This is a genomic window from Bradyrhizobium liaoningense (genome assembly GCF_018130785.1).
Classification (GTDB): domain Bacteria; phylum Pseudomonadota; class Alphaproteobacteria; order Rhizobiales; family Xanthobacteraceae; genus Bradyrhizobium; species Bradyrhizobium liaoningense_A.
This window is the reverse complement of sequence record NZ_JAFCJT010000012.1, coordinates 82,100-95,012: the sequence shown is the minus strand read 5'-3', so window position 1 is coordinate 95,012 and position 12,913 is coordinate 82,100. Positions and strand designations below refer to the sequence as shown.

Annotated in this window: 22 protein-coding genes; all 22 read right to left on the bottom strand. The window is 63.5% G+C overall.

All coding sequences use genetic code 11. The features are described 5' to 3' along the window. Positions 1–84: 84 nt before the first annotated feature. Entirely contained in the window at positions 85–924 is an 840-nt protein-coding gene (locus JQ627_RS23260; RefSeq protein ID WP_212486432.1) for a c-type cytochrome, read from the bottom strand. Between the two features lie 121 nt (positions 925–1,045). Then, positions 1,046–1,462: a 50S ribosomal protein L17 gene (gene rplQ, locus JQ627_RS23255; protein ID WP_018322277.1), complete on the bottom strand. Its 417-nt coding sequence runs from the start codon at positions 1,460–1,462 to the stop codon at positions 1,046–1,048. Between the two features lie 122 nt (positions 1,463–1,584). Continuing rightward, a complete protein-coding gene (locus tag JQ627_RS23250) occupies positions 1,585–2,616 on the bottom strand; it encodes a DNA-directed RNA polymerase subunit alpha (protein ID WP_008136316.1) in 1,032 nt (343 codons plus the stop codon). Between the two features lie 111 nt (positions 2,617–2,727). Then, on the bottom strand, positions 2,728–3,117 hold the full coding sequence (gene rpsK / locus JQ627_RS23245; RefSeq protein WP_007603045.1) for a 30S ribosomal protein S11: 390 nt from the start codon (positions 3,115–3,117) through the stop codon (positions 2,728–2,730). A 124-nt stretch (positions 3,118–3,241) separates the two neighbouring features. Then, positions 3,242–3,610, bottom strand: a complete 369-nt coding sequence (rpsM, locus tag JQ627_RS23240) for a 30S ribosomal protein S13 (RefSeq protein WP_014494511.1) — start codon at positions 3,608–3,610, stop codon at positions 3,242–3,244. A 184-nt stretch (positions 3,611–3,794) separates the two neighbouring features. Next, positions 3,795–4,676, bottom strand: a complete 882-nt coding sequence (locus JQ627_RS23235; protein ID WP_212486431.1) for an adenylate kinase — start codon at positions 4,674–4,676, stop codon at positions 3,795–3,797. Positions 4,677–4,949: 273 nt separating this feature from the next. After that, positions 4,950–6,281, bottom strand: coding sequence for a preprotein translocase subunit SecY (gene secY / locus JQ627_RS23230; protein WP_014494509.1), 1,332 nt, complete (start codon positions 6,279–6,281; stop codon positions 4,950–4,952). 148 nt (positions 6,282–6,429) lie between these two features. After that, the gene (gene rplO, locus JQ627_RS23225) at positions 6,430–6,915 is read right to left on the bottom strand and encodes a 50S ribosomal protein L15 (RefSeq protein ID WP_018322273.1); all 486 of its coding nucleotides are present in this window, start codon (positions 6,913–6,915) and stop codon (positions 6,430–6,432) included. Positions 6,916–6,990: 75 nt separating this feature from the next. Then, positions 6,991–7,185 (bottom strand): 50S ribosomal protein L30, encoded by a 195-nt coding sequence (gene rpmD / locus JQ627_RS23220; RefSeq protein WP_011088137.1) that lies wholly within the window; start codon positions 7,183–7,185, stop codon positions 6,991–6,993. Positions 7,186–7,210: 25 nt separating this feature from the next. Beyond that, the gene (gene rpsE / locus JQ627_RS23215) at positions 7,211–7,807 is read right to left on the bottom strand and encodes a 30S ribosomal protein S5 (RefSeq protein WP_014494507.1); all 597 of its coding nucleotides are present in this window, start codon (positions 7,805–7,807) and stop codon (positions 7,211–7,213) included. Between the two features lie 47 nt (positions 7,808–7,854). Further along, on the bottom strand, positions 7,855–8,217 hold the full coding sequence (gene rplR / locus JQ627_RS23210) for a 50S ribosomal protein L18 (protein WP_007603036.1): 363 nt from the start codon (positions 8,215–8,217) through the stop codon (positions 7,855–7,857). A gap of 11 nt (positions 8,218–8,228) precedes the next feature. Beyond that, positions 8,229–8,762 (bottom strand): 50S ribosomal protein L6, encoded by a 534-nt coding sequence (gene rplF / locus JQ627_RS23205; RefSeq protein ID WP_028152982.1) that lies wholly within the window; start codon positions 8,760–8,762, stop codon positions 8,229–8,231. Positions 8,763–8,778: 16 nt separating this feature from the next. Continuing rightward, complete coding sequence (rpsH, locus tag JQ627_RS23200; RefSeq protein ID WP_018322269.1) at positions 8,779–9,177, bottom strand: 30S ribosomal protein S8; 399 nt, start codon at positions 9,175–9,177, stop codon at positions 8,779–8,781. A gap of 14 nt (positions 9,178–9,191) precedes the next feature. After that, a complete protein-coding gene (gene rpsN / locus JQ627_RS23195; protein WP_057745473.1) occupies positions 9,192–9,497 on the bottom strand; it encodes a 30S ribosomal protein S14 in 306 nt (101 codons plus the stop codon). 46 nt (positions 9,498–9,543) lie between these two features. Beyond that, positions 9,544–10,101 carry a 50S ribosomal protein L5 gene (gene rplE, locus JQ627_RS23190; RefSeq protein ID WP_018322267.1) on the bottom strand — a complete coding sequence of 186 codons (558 nt, stop codon included), beginning with the start codon at positions 10,099–10,101 and terminating at the stop codon, positions 9,544–9,546. Beyond that, positions 10,094–10,408: a 50S ribosomal protein L24 gene (gene rplX, locus JQ627_RS23185; RefSeq protein WP_212284088.1), complete on the bottom strand. Its 315-nt coding sequence runs from the start codon at positions 10,406–10,408 to the stop codon at positions 10,094–10,096. The genes rplE and rplX overlap by 8 nt, the downstream gene beginning before the upstream one ends. Next, on the bottom strand, positions 10,408–10,776 hold the full coding sequence (rplN, locus tag JQ627_RS23180) for a 50S ribosomal protein L14 (RefSeq protein ID WP_007603030.1): 369 nt from the start codon (positions 10,774–10,776) through the stop codon (positions 10,408–10,410). The genes rplX and rplN overlap by 1 nt, the downstream gene beginning before the upstream one ends. 84 nt (positions 10,777–10,860) lie before the next feature. Continuing rightward, positions 10,861–11,109 carry a 30S ribosomal protein S17 gene (rpsQ, locus tag JQ627_RS23175; protein WP_007603028.1) on the bottom strand — a complete coding sequence of 83 codons (249 nt, stop codon included), beginning with the start codon at positions 11,107–11,109 and terminating at the stop codon, positions 10,861–10,863. Between the two features lie 13 nt (positions 11,110–11,122). Further along, a complete protein-coding gene (gene rpmC, locus JQ627_RS23170) occupies positions 11,123–11,329 on the bottom strand; it encodes a 50S ribosomal protein L29 (RefSeq protein ID WP_011088144.1) in 207 nt (68 codons plus the stop codon). A gap of 5 nt (positions 11,330–11,334) precedes the next feature. Then, complete coding sequence (gene rplP / locus JQ627_RS23165; RefSeq protein ID WP_008136349.1) at positions 11,335–11,748, bottom strand: 50S ribosomal protein L16; 414 nt, start codon at positions 11,746–11,748, stop codon at positions 11,335–11,337. Between the two features lie 30 nt (positions 11,749–11,778). Then, on the bottom strand, positions 11,779–12,504 hold the full coding sequence (gene rpsC, locus JQ627_RS23160; protein ID WP_014494500.1) for a 30S ribosomal protein S3: 726 nt from the start codon (positions 12,502–12,504) through the stop codon (positions 11,779–11,781). An 18-nt stretch (positions 12,505–12,522) separates the two neighbouring features. Continuing rightward, the gene (gene rplV, locus JQ627_RS23155) at positions 12,523–12,909 is read right to left on the bottom strand and encodes a 50S ribosomal protein L22 (protein WP_008136353.1); all 387 of its coding nucleotides are present in this window, start codon (positions 12,907–12,909) and stop codon (positions 12,523–12,525) included. Between the last annotated feature and the right edge of the window lie 4 nt (positions 12,910–12,913).

Here is a 12,913-nt window from a genome sequence, read left to right as displayed (position 1 = left end):
CTTCAATCACCTCTCACCGAGGCGTGACGCAAAACTCCGAAACCGTAGCGCAGCGCAGGCCCCTTCAATCACCACCCTGCGACACTATTGCCGCGCCGGCAGTGTCCGGACAAACGCGACGATCGCATCGAGATCCTGGGCCGTCATGCTGGCATAGGCAGCATAGGCCATCGGCGGCTTGAGCTTGTGGCCGTCGCGCGCGATGCCTTGCGCAATCGCACGTTTGATTTCGTCGTCGCTCCACTGGCCGAGGCCCGCTGCGGGATCCGCGGTGATGTTGGGGGAGACGGCTTCGCCCCACGGCCCCTTGAATGTCCGGCCGCCCTTGCCGCTCGCGGCCGCGAAATCATGCACGGCGGACGGGCCCTCCGGCGTGTGGCATTCCAGGCAATGCGCGATGGTCAGCAGATAACGGCCGCGCGCGAGCTTGTCGGAGAGCTCAGCCTCGGCTGCCTGCCTGCCGGCATAGGTCGGCACCTCCGGCTTCAGCGCGATCCTGTATTCCGGCGCCGGCGTCTCGTGGCGCACCGGCGGCACTGAACGCAGGTAAGCCGCGAGTGCATCGAGATCGCGGGCCGTGAGCACCGTATAGAATTCGGTCGGCATGATCGGCGCCGCCTTGGTGCCGTTCGGCCTGACGCCGCTGACCAGAAACCGCTTCAGCTCGGCATCGCTCCAGTTGCCGATGCCTGTGTCCTTGTCCGGTGTGATGTTGGAGCCGGTGACCTTGAAGGCGGGCTCATCGAAGACCTGACTGCCGCCCGAGAGCGCGCGCGAGAGATCGAGCCCCTGCGGCCCGCGCGGCGTATGGCAATTGTGGCAGACCATCACGCTGTTGACGAGGTAGGCACCGCGCTCGACCAGCGTCTCGCCGGAGGCCGGCGAGATCAACAGCGCCAGCGCAATCCCAAACACTGTCCTCATCGAAAGCCCCCCGGCCGGAATCGCGTTCACGAAACGATGCGCGGCATGAGATACCCCCGCGCCATACAAAAAAGCGGCGCCCCAGGGGCGCCGCTTTCTGAAAACTGATGGACCGGTCGGCTTACGCCGCCTCGGCTTCCTTCTCCTGCACCGGACCTGAATCCTGGCCCTTGGCATCGACGTCGCGGTCGACGAACTCGATTACGGCCATCGCGGCGTTGTCGCCGTAGCGGAAGCCGGCCTTGATGATGCGGGTGTAGCCGCCCTGGCGGTCCTTGTAACGGGGCGCCAGCACGTCGAACAGCTTCTTGACCTGGTCCTTGTCGCGCATCTCGGAGATGGCCTGGCGACGCATGGCAAGGCCACCCTTCTTGCCGAGAGTGACGAGCTTCTCGACGATCGGACGGAGTTCCTTGGCCTTGGGCAGCGTGGTGACGATCTGCTCGTGCTTGATCAGCGCGGCGCACATATTGGCGAACATCGCGCGGCGATGCTCGGCCGTGCGGTTGAGCTTCCGATGAACCTTGCCGTGACGCATGTAACTATTCCTTAGTTTGAAACTGCCGCGACGGTTCGTCGGACATGTTGCTCAGGTGGGCTGCCTGCGTTCGCCCATTAAAAATCGTGGCCGGATATCTCCGGCCACGACAGTGAAGTCGATCAGTAATGATCCTCGAAGCGCTTGGCGAGCTCGTCGATGTTCTCCGGCGGCCAGCCCGGCACTTCCATGCCGAGATGCAGACCCATCTGGGCCAGCACTTCCTTGATCTCGTTCAGCGACTTGCGGCCGAAGTTCGGGGTGCGGAGCATTTCCGCTTCGCTCTTCTGCACGAGGTCGCCGATGTAGACGATGTTGTCGTTCTTCAAGCAGTTGGCCGAACGCACCGACAGCTCGAGCTCGTCCACCTTCTTGAGGAAGGCCGGGTTGAAGGCGAGGTCCGGGATGATCTCCTGGGCGACTTCCTTGCGCGGCTCTTCGAAGTTGACGAACACGTTGAGCTGATCCTGCAGGATGCGCGCGGCGTAAGCCACCGAGTCATCCGGCGAGATCGCGCCGTTGGTCTCGATCGTCATGGTCAGCTTGTCGTAATCGAGGATCTGGCCCTCGCGGGTGTTCTCGACCTTGTAGGAGACCTTGCGGACCGGCGAGTACAGGCTGTCGACCGGGATCAGGCCGATCGGCGCGTCCTCGGGACGGTTGCGCTCGGCGGGCACGTAGCCCTTGCCGGTGGCGACCGTGAACTCCATGCGGATCTCGGCGCCCTCGTCGAGCGTGCAGATCTGGAGGTCGGGGTTGAGCACGACGACGTCACCCACGGTCTGGATGTCGCCGGCGGTGACGACGCCCGGGCCCTGCTTCTTCACGACCATGCGCTTGGGGCCTTCGCCCTGCATCTTGATCGAGATGTCCTTGATGTTGAGCACGATGTCGGTGACGTCCTCACGGACGCCCGCGATCGAGGAGAACTCGTGCAGCACGCCGTCGATGTGCACCGACTGCACCGCCGCGCCCTGGAGCGAGGAGAGCAGGATGCGGCGCAGCGCGTTGCCGAGCGTCTGGCCGAAGCCGCGCTCGAGCGGTTCGGCGACGATGGTCGCGAAACGGTTCGAGTCGCTGCCGGGCGTGACCTGGAGCTTGTTCGGTCGAATCAGTTCTTGCCAATTTTTCTGGATCGTCACTGTTTCACCCATACAGGCCAGTCAATTTGACAGTTCAAATACTGGCGTTGGAGAAAGGCCGCAGATCATTCCCGCGGCTTCGCAAAAAGTCATTGCGGGCGCCGATGCGCCCGCAACTCGGTATCAAACGCGCCGACGCTTGCGGGGACGGCAACCGTTGTGCGGGATCGTGGTCACGTCGCGGATCGAGGTGACGGTGAAGCCCGCGGCCTGAAGCGCGCGGAGCGCCGACTCGCGGCCCGAACCGGGACCGGCAACTTCGACTTCCAGCGTGCGCATGCCGTGCTCCTGCGCCTTCTTTGACACGTCTTCGGCGGCAACCTGCGCGGCGTACGGGGTCGACTTGCGCGAGCCCTTGAAGCCCATCGTACCGGCGGAAGACCAGGCAATCGTGTTGCCCTGCGCGTCGGTGATGGTGATGGTCGTGTTGTTGAACGACGAGTTCACATGCGCGACGCCGGAGGCGATGTTCTTGCGCTCACGACGACGAACGCGGGTGGCTTCCTTGCCCATAGACTACCTTTCCTGAAGATCTCAAACGCCGCCGTAATGCCAGCGGCTACACCTGATGGAACGAAAGGCGTGCGGCGAACGGGATGTCCCCTGTTCGCCGCACGCCGCGACTGAATTCGAAAACTTACTTCTTCTTGCCGGCGATGGCCTTGGCCGGGCCCTTGCGCGTGCGCGCATTGGTGTGAGTGCGCTGGCCGCGCACCGGCAGACCGCGACGATGACGCAGGCCGCGATAGCAGCCGAGGTCCATCAGACGCTTGATGTTGATGCCGACCTCACGACGCAGGTCGCCCTCGACGAGATAGTCGCGGTCGATCACTTCGCGGATCTGGAGCACTTCGGCGTCGCTGAGCTGATTGACGCGACGGTCCTCGGGGATCTTGACCTTTTCCAGGATCTCACCGGCGATCTTCTGACCGATGCCATGGATGTACTGGAGCGCGATCAGCACGCGCTTGTTGGTGGGAATGTTCACGCCGGCAATACGGGCCACGGCCTTCTCTCCTGTCGCCGATCCTCGTCAGGACCGGGCTTAAGTGCTTGTGTTCTCGGGCAGGTGTTCACAAACGCGAACACGACGCCCACCCCCGGTCTTCCTGGGGCCCGGCATCGTCTGAAACTATCCGACTTGGATGCGGGGCTTATTAGGGGATTCAGGGGGCTTTCGTCAACCGCCGCTAGCGTTTGGCTCGCTTTTTTGTGACCTTTTTTGCGGCCTTTTTGGCACCCTTTTTGACGGCCTTCCTGGTGGTCTTTTTGGCCGTTTTCTTGGCCGTTTTCTTGGTTGCCTTCTTGGCACCCTTCACGGCCTTCTTGGCGGCCTTTTTAGCGGATTTGGCAGCCTTTTTGGCCGTTTTCGTCGGCTTTTTGGCTGCCCTGGACTTCTTGGCACCCTTCTTGGCCGGCGCCGCCTTGGCCGCGCTCCGCGCATGGGTCTTGCCATGCGCCTTGCCATGCGTCTTGGGCTCGACCGCCCCGAGCGCCAGGAGCTGGCGATGAATGGCGCGGGTGACCTCGTCGATGGCCATCATGCCATCGATGGTCGAGAGCTTCCGCCGCTCGGAATAGTAGTGAATCAGCGGCTCCGTCTGGCTGCGATAGCTGGCTAACCGCTTGGTCAGGACCTCCGGGGTGTCGTCGACCCGAACCTCCTCCCCGCGCTCCCGCATCTGGGCGACGCGAGTCTCGACGCGACTCAGCAGCGCGCTCTCGTTGACACGGAGCTCGACCACGGCGTCGAGCTTGAGATGTTTGTGCTTGAGCAGATCATCGAGCGCCTCGGCCTGCGGCACGGTGCGCGGGAAGCCGTCGAGGATGAAACCGTTCTTGGCGTCCGGCTGGTCGATGCGATCGGAGATGATCCCCACCACGACTTCGTCGGGCACGAGGCCGCCGCTGGCCATGATCTCCTTGGCCTTCAGCCCAACCGGTGTTCCGGCCGCAACGGCCGCGCGCAGCATCTCGCCGGTCGAGAGCTGGACGATGCCATAGCGCTGCACCAGCAGCTGCGCCTGGGTCCCCTTGCCCGACCCCGGCGGTCCCAGAAGTATAATTCTCATCGGCGTACGCCCCCCGATTGGTGAGCGATACGTCGCGCACCTGTGTTTGAACTCCAAGAACAGTGCAAATCATAATCGGCGTCGCACCGCTACCCATATCATAGGGGGGCAAATGCCAGGACGCCAAGAAGGCCTTTGAAATCAGTGATTGCGTCGCAGGGAGAGCCCTGCCGATGTGATGGGAATGCCCGACCGGTCGCCTCGGCGGGCGCCGCGCGTTGCCCGCGCGGCGAATCGGCGGCGCTGCCGCGCTGCCTTTGGAGAACGCCGCGCTTAGCGGCGGCGGCCGCGCAGCTTCGACTTCCGGATCAGGCCTTCATACTGATGCGCCAGCAGATAGCCCTGCACCTGTGCCACCGTGTCCATGGTGACGCTGACGACGATCAGCAGCGAGGTGCCGCCGAAATAGAACGGCACCGAGGCGTAGGAGATCAGGATTTCCGGGATCAAGCAGACGATCGCCAGATAAATCGCGCCGAGCACGGTGATGCGAGACAGCACGTAGTCGATATATTCCGCGGTGCGCTCGCCCGGACGGATACCCGGAATGAAGCCGCCATGCTTCTTCAGATTGTCCGCGGTCTCGGTGGGGTTGAACACGATCGCGGTGTAGAAGAACGCGAAGAACACGATCAGCGCGAGATACAGGATCAGGAACAGCGGACGGCCGTGACCGAGCTGGGTCGTGATCCACTGGAACCATTCCGGCCCGCTGCCGGCGTTGAAGTTGGCAACCGTGGTCGGCAGCAGCAGCAGCGAGGACGCGAAGATCGGCGGGATCACGCCCGAGGTGTTGAGCTTGAGCGGCAGATGCGAGGACTGGCCCTCGAACATCTTGTTGCCGACCTGGCGCTTCGGATACTGGATCAGCAGCCGGCGCTGGGCGCGCTCCATGAACACGATGAAGGCGATCACGGCGACCGCCATGATGATGACGACCAGGATGAGGCCGGTCGACATGGCGCCCTGACGGCCGAGCTCGAGCATGTTGGCGAGCGCCGCGGGCAGCTCGGCGACGATGCCGGCGAGAATGATCAGCGAGATGCCGTTGCCGATGCCGCGCGAGGTGATCTGCTCACCCAGCCACATCAGGAACATGGTGCCGCCGGTCAGCGTGATCGCCGTGGACAGGCGGAAGAACATGCCGGGGTCGCTGACGACGTTGCCGGCGCCTTCGAGGCCGACTGCAATGCCGTAGGACTGGAACGCGGCCAGGATCACGGTGAGATAGCGGGTGTACTGGTTCAGCAGCTTGCGGCCGGACTCGCCTTCCTTCTTCAGCGCCTCGAGCTGCGGCGAGACGGTGGTGAGGAGCTGGATGATGATCGATGCCGAGATGTACGGCATGATGTTCAGCGCGAAGATCGCCATGCGGTGGATGCCGCCGCCGGCGAACATGTTGAACATGCCGAGGATGCCGCCCGCCTGGGAGCGGAACACCTGCTCCCAGATGTTGGGATCGATGCCCGGAAGCGGGATGTAGGTCCCGAGCCGATAAACGAGCAGCGCACCCAGGGTGAACCAGATGCGCTTCTTCAGTTCGTCAGCCTTGGCAAACGCACCGAAATTGAGATTGGCTGCCAGTTGTTCCGCTGCAGAGGCCATCTTGGACTTTCTCCCGCCGCCTTTTGCGCCGTTATGCCCGCGGCCGGGCTACTTTAGCGGACGCCGGACATTATCTGGGGCTCGGCTTCGATAAGTCCACGTCCCGCATGCGTAAAGGCCCGCGAGCCGCGGGCCAATGACGCAGTTGTTACGCCGCCTCGCCTTCTTCCTTGGCAGGGGCAAGGATCTTCACCGAACCGCCGGCCTTCTCGACCGCGGCAATCGCGGTCTTGGTGGCGCCATGCACTTCGATGTTGAGCTTGGACTTGAGCTCGCCGCGGCCGAGCAGCCGCAGGCCGGCCTTGGCGCGGCGCAGCACGCCGCCCTTCACCAGGGCCTCGACGTTCACGACGCTGCCGGCGTCGATCTTCTTGGCATCGACCGCTTCCTGGAGCCGGTCGAGATTGATCTCGGCGAACTCGACGCGGAAGATGTTGTTGAAGCCGCGCTTGGGCAGACGGCGATGCATCGGCATCTGGCCGCCTTCGAAACCCTTGATGCGCACGCCCGAACGTGCGGTCTGGCCCTTGCCGCCGCGGCCGGACTGCTTGCCCTTACCCGAACCGATGCCGCGGCCGACGCGCATACGCTTTTTGCGCGAGCCGGCGTTGTCGGCGATATCGCTGAGCTTCATCGCCCTGCTCCTTGTTTCTTGCGCATGATCTTCGCCGAAAACGGGTGCCCGTTTTTCGGGATCCTGCGCCTTTGCTTACTTCTCGTCGACGATGCGAACGAGATGGTGAACCTTCTCGATCATGCCACGAACCGCCGGGGTGTCCGGCAGTTCGCTGGTGCGGCCGATCTTGTTGAGCTTGAGCCCGATCAGCGTCGAACGCTGCGAGTGATGGCGGCGGATCGCGCTGCCGGTCTGCTCGAGCTTGATCGTCTTTGCGGCCTTGGCCATGGGAGTCTACTCCGAAAAGCTTCCGTTAGTCGGCAGCCGCCTCGGCGTCACCGCCGATACGGCGGGACTGGAGGGTGGACACCTTGATGTTGCGGCGGGCTGCGACCGAACGCGGCGAATCCTGATGCTTCAGCGCGTCGAAGGTCGCGCGAACCATGTTGTACGGGTTCGACGAGCCGATCGACTTCGCGACCACGTCCTGGACGCCGAGCGTCTCGAACACGGCGCGCATCGGACCACCGGCGATGATGCCGGTACCGGCCGGGGCTGCACGCAGGTAGACACGGCCCGCGCCGTGACGGCCGGCGATGTCGTGATGGAGCGTGCGGCCCTCGCGCAGCGAGACGCGGGTCAGGTTGCGCTTGGCGGACTCGGTTGCCTTGCGGATCGCCTCAGGCACTTCGCGCGCCTTGCCGTGACCGAAGCCAGCGCGGCCCTTCTGGTCGCCGATCACGACGAGCGCTGCGAACCCGAAGCGCTTGCCGCCCTTGACGACCTTGGCCACGCGGTTGATGTGGACGAGCTTGTCGACGAACTCGCTGTCGCGCTCCTCGCGCTCCCTGCGTTCACGTCCGCCGCCGCGTTGATCGCGTCCACCACGTTGTTCGCGTTCAGCTGCCATGGTTTTTCCAATCCTTCAGAGGCTTGCGCCTCAATCCTCAAATTCTGTTAGAAGCTCAGCCCGCTCTCACGTGCCGCATCGGCAAGAGCCTTGACGCGCCCGTGATAGAGATAGCTGCCGCGATCGAACACGACTTCCTTGACACCCTTCTCGGCCGCGCGCTCGGCCAGCAGCTTGCCGACCGCCTTCGCCGCATCGATGTCGGCGCCGGTCTTGCCGCCGTCGCGCATCGACTTCTCGAGCGACGAGGCAGAGGCCAGCGTCTCGCCCTTCAGGTCGTCGATGACCTGGGCGTAGATGTGCTTGGACGAGCGGAACACCGACAGGCGCGGACGGCCACCACCGGAGCGGCGCAGCTTCAGCCGCACACTCCGCTTGCGCCGGGCATTCGTAACCTTGGCTTTCGACATGACCGGCTCCGTTACTTCTTCTTGCCTTCCTTGCGGAAGATGAATTCGCCAACATACTTCACGCCCTTGCCCTTGTAGGGCTCCGGCGGACGATAGGAGCGAATCTCGGCGGCGACCTGGCCGACGCGCTGGATGTCGCTGCCGGTCACCGTGATCTCGGTCGGCTTCGGCACGGTGATCGTGATCCCTTCCGGGATCGCGTAGACCACGTCGTGGCTGTAGCCGAGCGCGAGCTGCAGGTTCTTGCCCTGCATCGCGGCGCGGTAACCGACGCCGGTGATTTCGAGCTTCTTCTCGAAGCCCTTGGTGACGCCTTCGACCAGATTCGCGACCTGGGCGCGAGCGGTACCGTAAAGGGCCCGCGCGCGGTTGGTCTCAAGCCGCGGCTTGACCTTGATCTGGCCGCTCTCGAGCTTCACCTCGACGTCGTCATGGACGACGAACTGAAGCTGGCCCTTCGGCCCCTTCATCTTGACGGTCTGCCCATCGACGGTCGCGGTAACACCCGACGGAACCGCCACAGGCCTTTTGCCAACACGTGACATGGATCAAAAATCCTTCTCAGAACACCGTGAAGAGGACTTCACCGCCCACATTCGCGTCGCGCGCGCTGTGGTCGGCCATGATCCCCTTCGGCGTCGACAACACCGAAATGCCGAGCCCGTTGTTGACCCGCGGCAGGTTCTTCACCGAGGCGTAAACGCGACGCCCGGGCTTGGAGACACGTTCGATCTCGCGGATGACGGGCTCGCCGTCGAAATACTTCAGCTCGATCTCGATCTCGCTGCGGCCCGAGGAGTGCTCGAGCGTGGCGTAACCGCGGATGTAACCCTCGGACTTGAGGACCTCCAGCACGTTCTCGCGCATCTTCGAGCCAGGCGTGGACACCTTGGTCTTGGAGCGCATCTGCGCGTTGCGGATGCGGGTGATCAGATCGCTGATTGGATCGTGCGTAGACATCTAAACGACCCTCCTTACCAGCTCGACTTCACGAGGCCCGGGACCATGCCCTTGGAGCCAAGGTCGCGCAGCGCGATACGCGACAGCTTGTTCTTGCGGTAGTTCGAGCGCGGGCGGCCCGACAGCTCGCAACGCAGACGGATGCGGGTCGCCGACGAATTGCGCGGCATTTCCGCAAGCTTCAGGGTCGCGGCGAACCGCTCCTCCATCGGCAGCGTCTTGTCGGCGATGATCGCCTTCAACCGCTCGCGCTTCGGGGCGGCGTTCTTCACCATCCGCTTGCGCCGGTTGTTCTTCTCGACTGAACTCTTCTTTGCCATGCTTGGCTCCTGGGTATCCGCGTTTGAGAGGCTTTAGGTCAGCGTCTCACTGCCGGAACGGGAAATTGAAAGCGGTCAACAAGGCCCTCGCCTCTTCGTCGGTCTTGGCCGTGGTGCAGACGGTGATGTCCATACCGCGGGCTTCCGTGACCTTGTCGAAGTCGATCTCAGGGAAAATGATGTGCTCCTTGATGCCGAGCGAGTAGTTGCCGCGGCCGTCAAAGCTCTTCGGGTTCAGGCCGCGGAAGTCGCGGACGCGCGGCAGCGCGACCGTCACCAGGCGATCGATGAACTCGTACATGTGGGCCTTGCGCAGCGTGACCTTGCAGCCGATCGGCTGGTTCTCACGCAGCTTGAAGGTCGCGATCGCGATACGCGAATAGGTCACGATCGCCTTCTGGCCGGCGATCTGGGTCAGCTCGGCAGCGGCGGTCTCGGCCTTCTTGCGGTCGTTGACGGAATCGCCAACGCCCATGTTCAGTACGACCTTGTCCAGGCGCGGAACCTGCATGACGTTCTCATAACCGAACTTCTCGGTCATGGCCGTGCGGATCTTCGCATCGTATTCCGCGCGCAGGCGCGGCGTGTAAGCGGCCTCAGCCATCGATCTCAGCTCCCGAGCTCTTGGCGATGCGGACCTTCTTGCCGTCCGCCAGAATCTTGAATCCGACGCGGGTCGGCTTTCCGTCCTTGCCGACATACGCGATGTTGGACAGTTGGATCGGCGACTCCTTCGAGATGATGCCGCCCTCCTGGGCCTGCGTCTGCTTCTGGTGACGCTTGACCATGTTGATGCCGCGCACGAGCGCCGTGCCGGCGTCGGGACGCACTTCGAACACCTCTCCGGTGCGGCCCTTGTCGCGACCGGTCAGCACGATGACCTTGTCGCCCTTGCGGATCTTCGCAGCCATCACAGCACCTCCGGCGCGAGCGAGATGATCTTCATGTGGTTCTTGGCGCGCAGCTCGCGCGGCACGGGCCCGAAGATACGGGTGCCGACCGGCTCGGACTGGTTGTTGATCAGGACGGCGGCGTTGCGGTCGAAGCGGATGACCGAGCCGTCGGCGCGGCGGATGTCCTTGCGGACGCGCACCACGACGGCCTTCATGACGTCGCCCTTCTTCACCTTGCCACGCGGAATCGCTTCCTTGATCGAGACGACGATGATGTCGCCGATCGTGGCGTAGCGGCGCTTGGAGCCCCCGAGCACCTTGATACACATGACACGGCGTGCGCCAGAATTGTCGGCCACGTCGAGGTTGGTCTGCATCTGAATCATTGATGCACCTCGTCCTCTTTCTCTTTGCGCCAGCCCAGCCGGCGCTCAACATTTCCCTGAAGTCAGTCGGCTAAAGCCAACAGATCAGGCGCTTTTCTTGTGTTCGCCCCGGATCACGACCCAGCGCTTCAACTTCGAAATCGGCTTCGATTCCTCGATCCACACCATGTCGCCCGGCTTGAACTCGTTGCTCTCGTCGTGCGCGTGGTAGTTCTTCGAACGGCGGATCGTCTTCTTGTAGATCGGGTGCGTGAAGCGGCGATCGACGCGCACCACGATGGTCTTGGCTTGCTTGTCGCTGACGACCACGCCCTGCAAAGTACGTTTCGGCATCTTCGTAAGCCTCTTACTTCTTCTTCGCGCGCGTCTGCGCGGCGACGGTCTTGATCCGGGCGATGTCACGGCGAGCCTCGCGCAGGCGCGAGGTGTTCTCGAGCTGCCCGGTGGCGCGCTGGAAGCGCAGGTTGAAGCGCTCCTTCTTCAGATTCAGGATGGCGTCATCCTGCTGGTCGGGGCTCATCGCGCGGATGTCTTCGATCTTCATCTGTGCCATGGCCATTACTCCGCAATGCGCTCGACGAAGCGCGTCTTGATCGGCAGCTTGGCGGCCGCCAAGGTCAGCGCCTCACGCGCCGTCTGGGTGTTGACGCCGTCGATCTCGAACAGCACCCGGCCCGGCTTGACGCGCGCCACCCACAATTCCGGCGAACCCTTGCCGGAGCCCATGCGGACTTCGGCCGGCTTCTTCGACACCGGAACGTCGGGGAACACGCGGATCCAGACGCGGCCGGCGCGCTTCATGTGGCGGGTCAGCGCGCGGCGAGCGGCTTCGATCTGGCGCGCAGTGACGCGCTCAGGCTCGGTCGCCTTCAGGCCGAACTGGCCGAACGCCAACGTCGCGCCCGAAGACGCAACGCCGTGGATGCGGCCCTTGTGCGCCTTCCGGAACTTCGTTTTCTTAGGTTGCATCATGGCTTTAAGCCCTCAAATTCCTGTGCTGGCTCAGGCCGCAGCCGTATCGCGGCGCTGACGGCCACCACGATCACCACTGCCACCCGTCTCGCCTTCGGCCATTCTCTTGTCCTGGGCCATCGGATCGTGCTCGAGGATCTCACCCTTGAAGATCCAGACCTTGACACCGCAGGTGCCGAAGGTCGTGAACGCGGTCGCGACGCCATAGTCGATGTCGGCGCGCAGCGTGTGCAGCGGCACGCGACCTTCGCGGTACCACTCCATGCGCGCGATTTCCGCACCGCCCAGACGACCCGAGCAGTTGATGCGGATGCCTTCCGCGCCGAGACGCATCGCCGACTGAACGGCGCGCTTCATGGCGCGGCGGAACGCAACGCGGCGCTCCAGCTGCTGCGCGATCGACTCGGCCACCAGCGTCGCATCGAGCTCCGGCTTGCGGATTTCGACGATGTTGATGACGACGTCGGACGAGGTGATGTCCGCGACCTTCTTGCGAAGCTTGTCGATGTCGGCGCCCTTCTTGCCGATCACCACGCCCGGACGGGCCGAGTGGATGGTGACGCGGCACTTCTTGTGCGGACGCTCGATCACGATGCGGGCGACGGCCGCCTGCTTGAGCTCCTTGTGCAGGATCTCACGGATCTTGACGTCCTCGTGCAGCAGCTTGCCGTATTCCTGCTTGCCGGCGAACCAGCGGGAATCCCAGGTTCGGTTGATGCCGAGACGCAGACCGATCGGATTGATCTTTTGACCCATCGTGTGCTCCTGCGTCCCTTAGGCCGCTGCTTCGGCTTCGACCTGACGAACGATGATCGTCAGCTGCGAAAATGGTTTGTAGACGCGGCCCGAGCGGCCACGGCCGCGGGCGGCAAAACGCTTCATCACGAGGCCGTTGCCGACGAAGGCCTGCGCCACGACGAGATCGTCGACGTCGAGGTCGTGGTTGTTCTCGGCGTTTGCGATAGCCGATTCCAGACACTTCTTCACGTCAACCGCGATCCGCTTGCGCGAAAACTGCAGGTCGGCGAGCGCAGCAGCCGCCTTCCGGCCGCGAATGAGCTGGGCGACCAGGTTGAGCTTCTGCGGGCTCACCCGCAGCATCCGGGCGACCGCCTTGGCCTCATTCTCGGCGAGGCTCCGTTCGCGCTTAGGTTTGCTCATCGTT

Coding starts and splice junctions, on each gene's coding strand:
- JQ627_RS23260 (WP_212486432.1), bottom strand. CDS start 924: ATGAGGACAGTGTTTGGGATTGCGCTGGCGCTGTTGATCTCGCCGGCC.
- rplQ (WP_018322277.1), bottom strand. CDS start 1,462: ATGCGTCACGGCAAGGTTCATCGGAAGCTCAACCGCACGGCCGAGCAT.
- JQ627_RS23250 (WP_008136316.1), bottom strand. CDS start 2,616: ATGGGTGAAACAGTGACGATCCAGAAAAATTGGCAAGAACTGATTCGA.
- rpsK (WP_007603045.1), bottom strand. CDS start 3,117: ATGGGCAAGGAAGCCACCCGCGTTCGTCGTCGTGAGCGCAAGAACATC.
- JQ627_RS23235 (WP_212486431.1), bottom strand. CDS start 4,676: ATGAGAATTATACTTCTGGGACCGCCGGGGTCGGGCAAGGGGACCCAG.
- secY (WP_014494509.1), bottom strand. CDS start 6,281: ATGGCCTCTGCAGCGGAACAACTGGCAGCCAATCTCAATTTCGGTGCG.
- rplO (WP_018322273.1), bottom strand. CDS start 6,915: ATGAAGCTCAGCGATATCGCCGACAACGCCGGCTCGCGCAAAAAGCGT.
- rpmD (WP_011088137.1), bottom strand. CDS start 7,185: ATGGCCAAGGCCGCAAAGACGATCAAGCTCGAGCAGACCGGCAGCGCG.
- rpsE (WP_014494507.1), bottom strand. CDS start 7,807: ATGGCAGCTGAACGCGAACAACGTGGTGGACGCGATCAACGCGGCGGC.
- rplR (WP_007603036.1), bottom strand. CDS start 8,217: ATGTCGAAAGCCAAGGTTACGAATGCCCGGCGCAAGCGGAGTGTGCGG.
- rplF (WP_028152982.1), bottom strand. CDS start 8,762: ATGTCACGTGTTGGCAAAAGGCCTGTGGCGGTTCCGTCGGGTGTTACC.
- rpsH (WP_018322269.1), bottom strand. CDS start 9,177: ATGTCTACGCACGATCCAATCAGCGATCTGATCACCCGCATCCGCAAC.
- rpsN (WP_057745473.1), bottom strand. CDS start 9,497: ATGGCAAAGAAGAGTTCAGTCGAGAAGAACAACCGGCGCAAGCGGATG.
- rplE (WP_018322267.1), bottom strand. CDS start 10,101: ATGGCTGAGGCCGCTTACACGCCGCGCCTGCGCGCGGAATACGATGCG.
- rplX (WP_212284088.1), bottom strand. CDS start 10,408: ATGGCTGCGAAGATCCGCAAGGGCGACAAGGTCATCGTGCTGACCGGT.
- rplN (WP_007603030.1), bottom strand. CDS start 10,776: ATGATTCAGATGCAGACCAACCTCGACGTGGCCGACAATTCTGGCGCA.
- rpsQ (WP_007603028.1), bottom strand. CDS start 11,109: ATGCCGAAACGTACTTTGCAGGGCGTGGTCGTCAGCGACAAGCAAGCC.
- rpmC (WP_011088144.1), bottom strand. CDS start 11,329: ATGGCACAGATGAAGATCGAAGACATCCGCGCGATGAGCCCCGACCAG.
- rplP (WP_008136349.1), bottom strand. CDS start 11,748: ATGATGCAACCTAAGAAAACGAAGTTCCGGAAGGCGCACAAGGGCCGC.
- rpsC (WP_014494500.1), bottom strand. CDS start 12,504: ATGGGTCAAAAGATCAATCCGATCGGTCTGCGTCTCGGCATCAACCGA.
- rplV (WP_008136353.1), bottom strand. CDS start 12,909: ATGAGCAAACCTAAGCGCGAACGGAGCCTCGCCGAGAATGAGGCCAAG.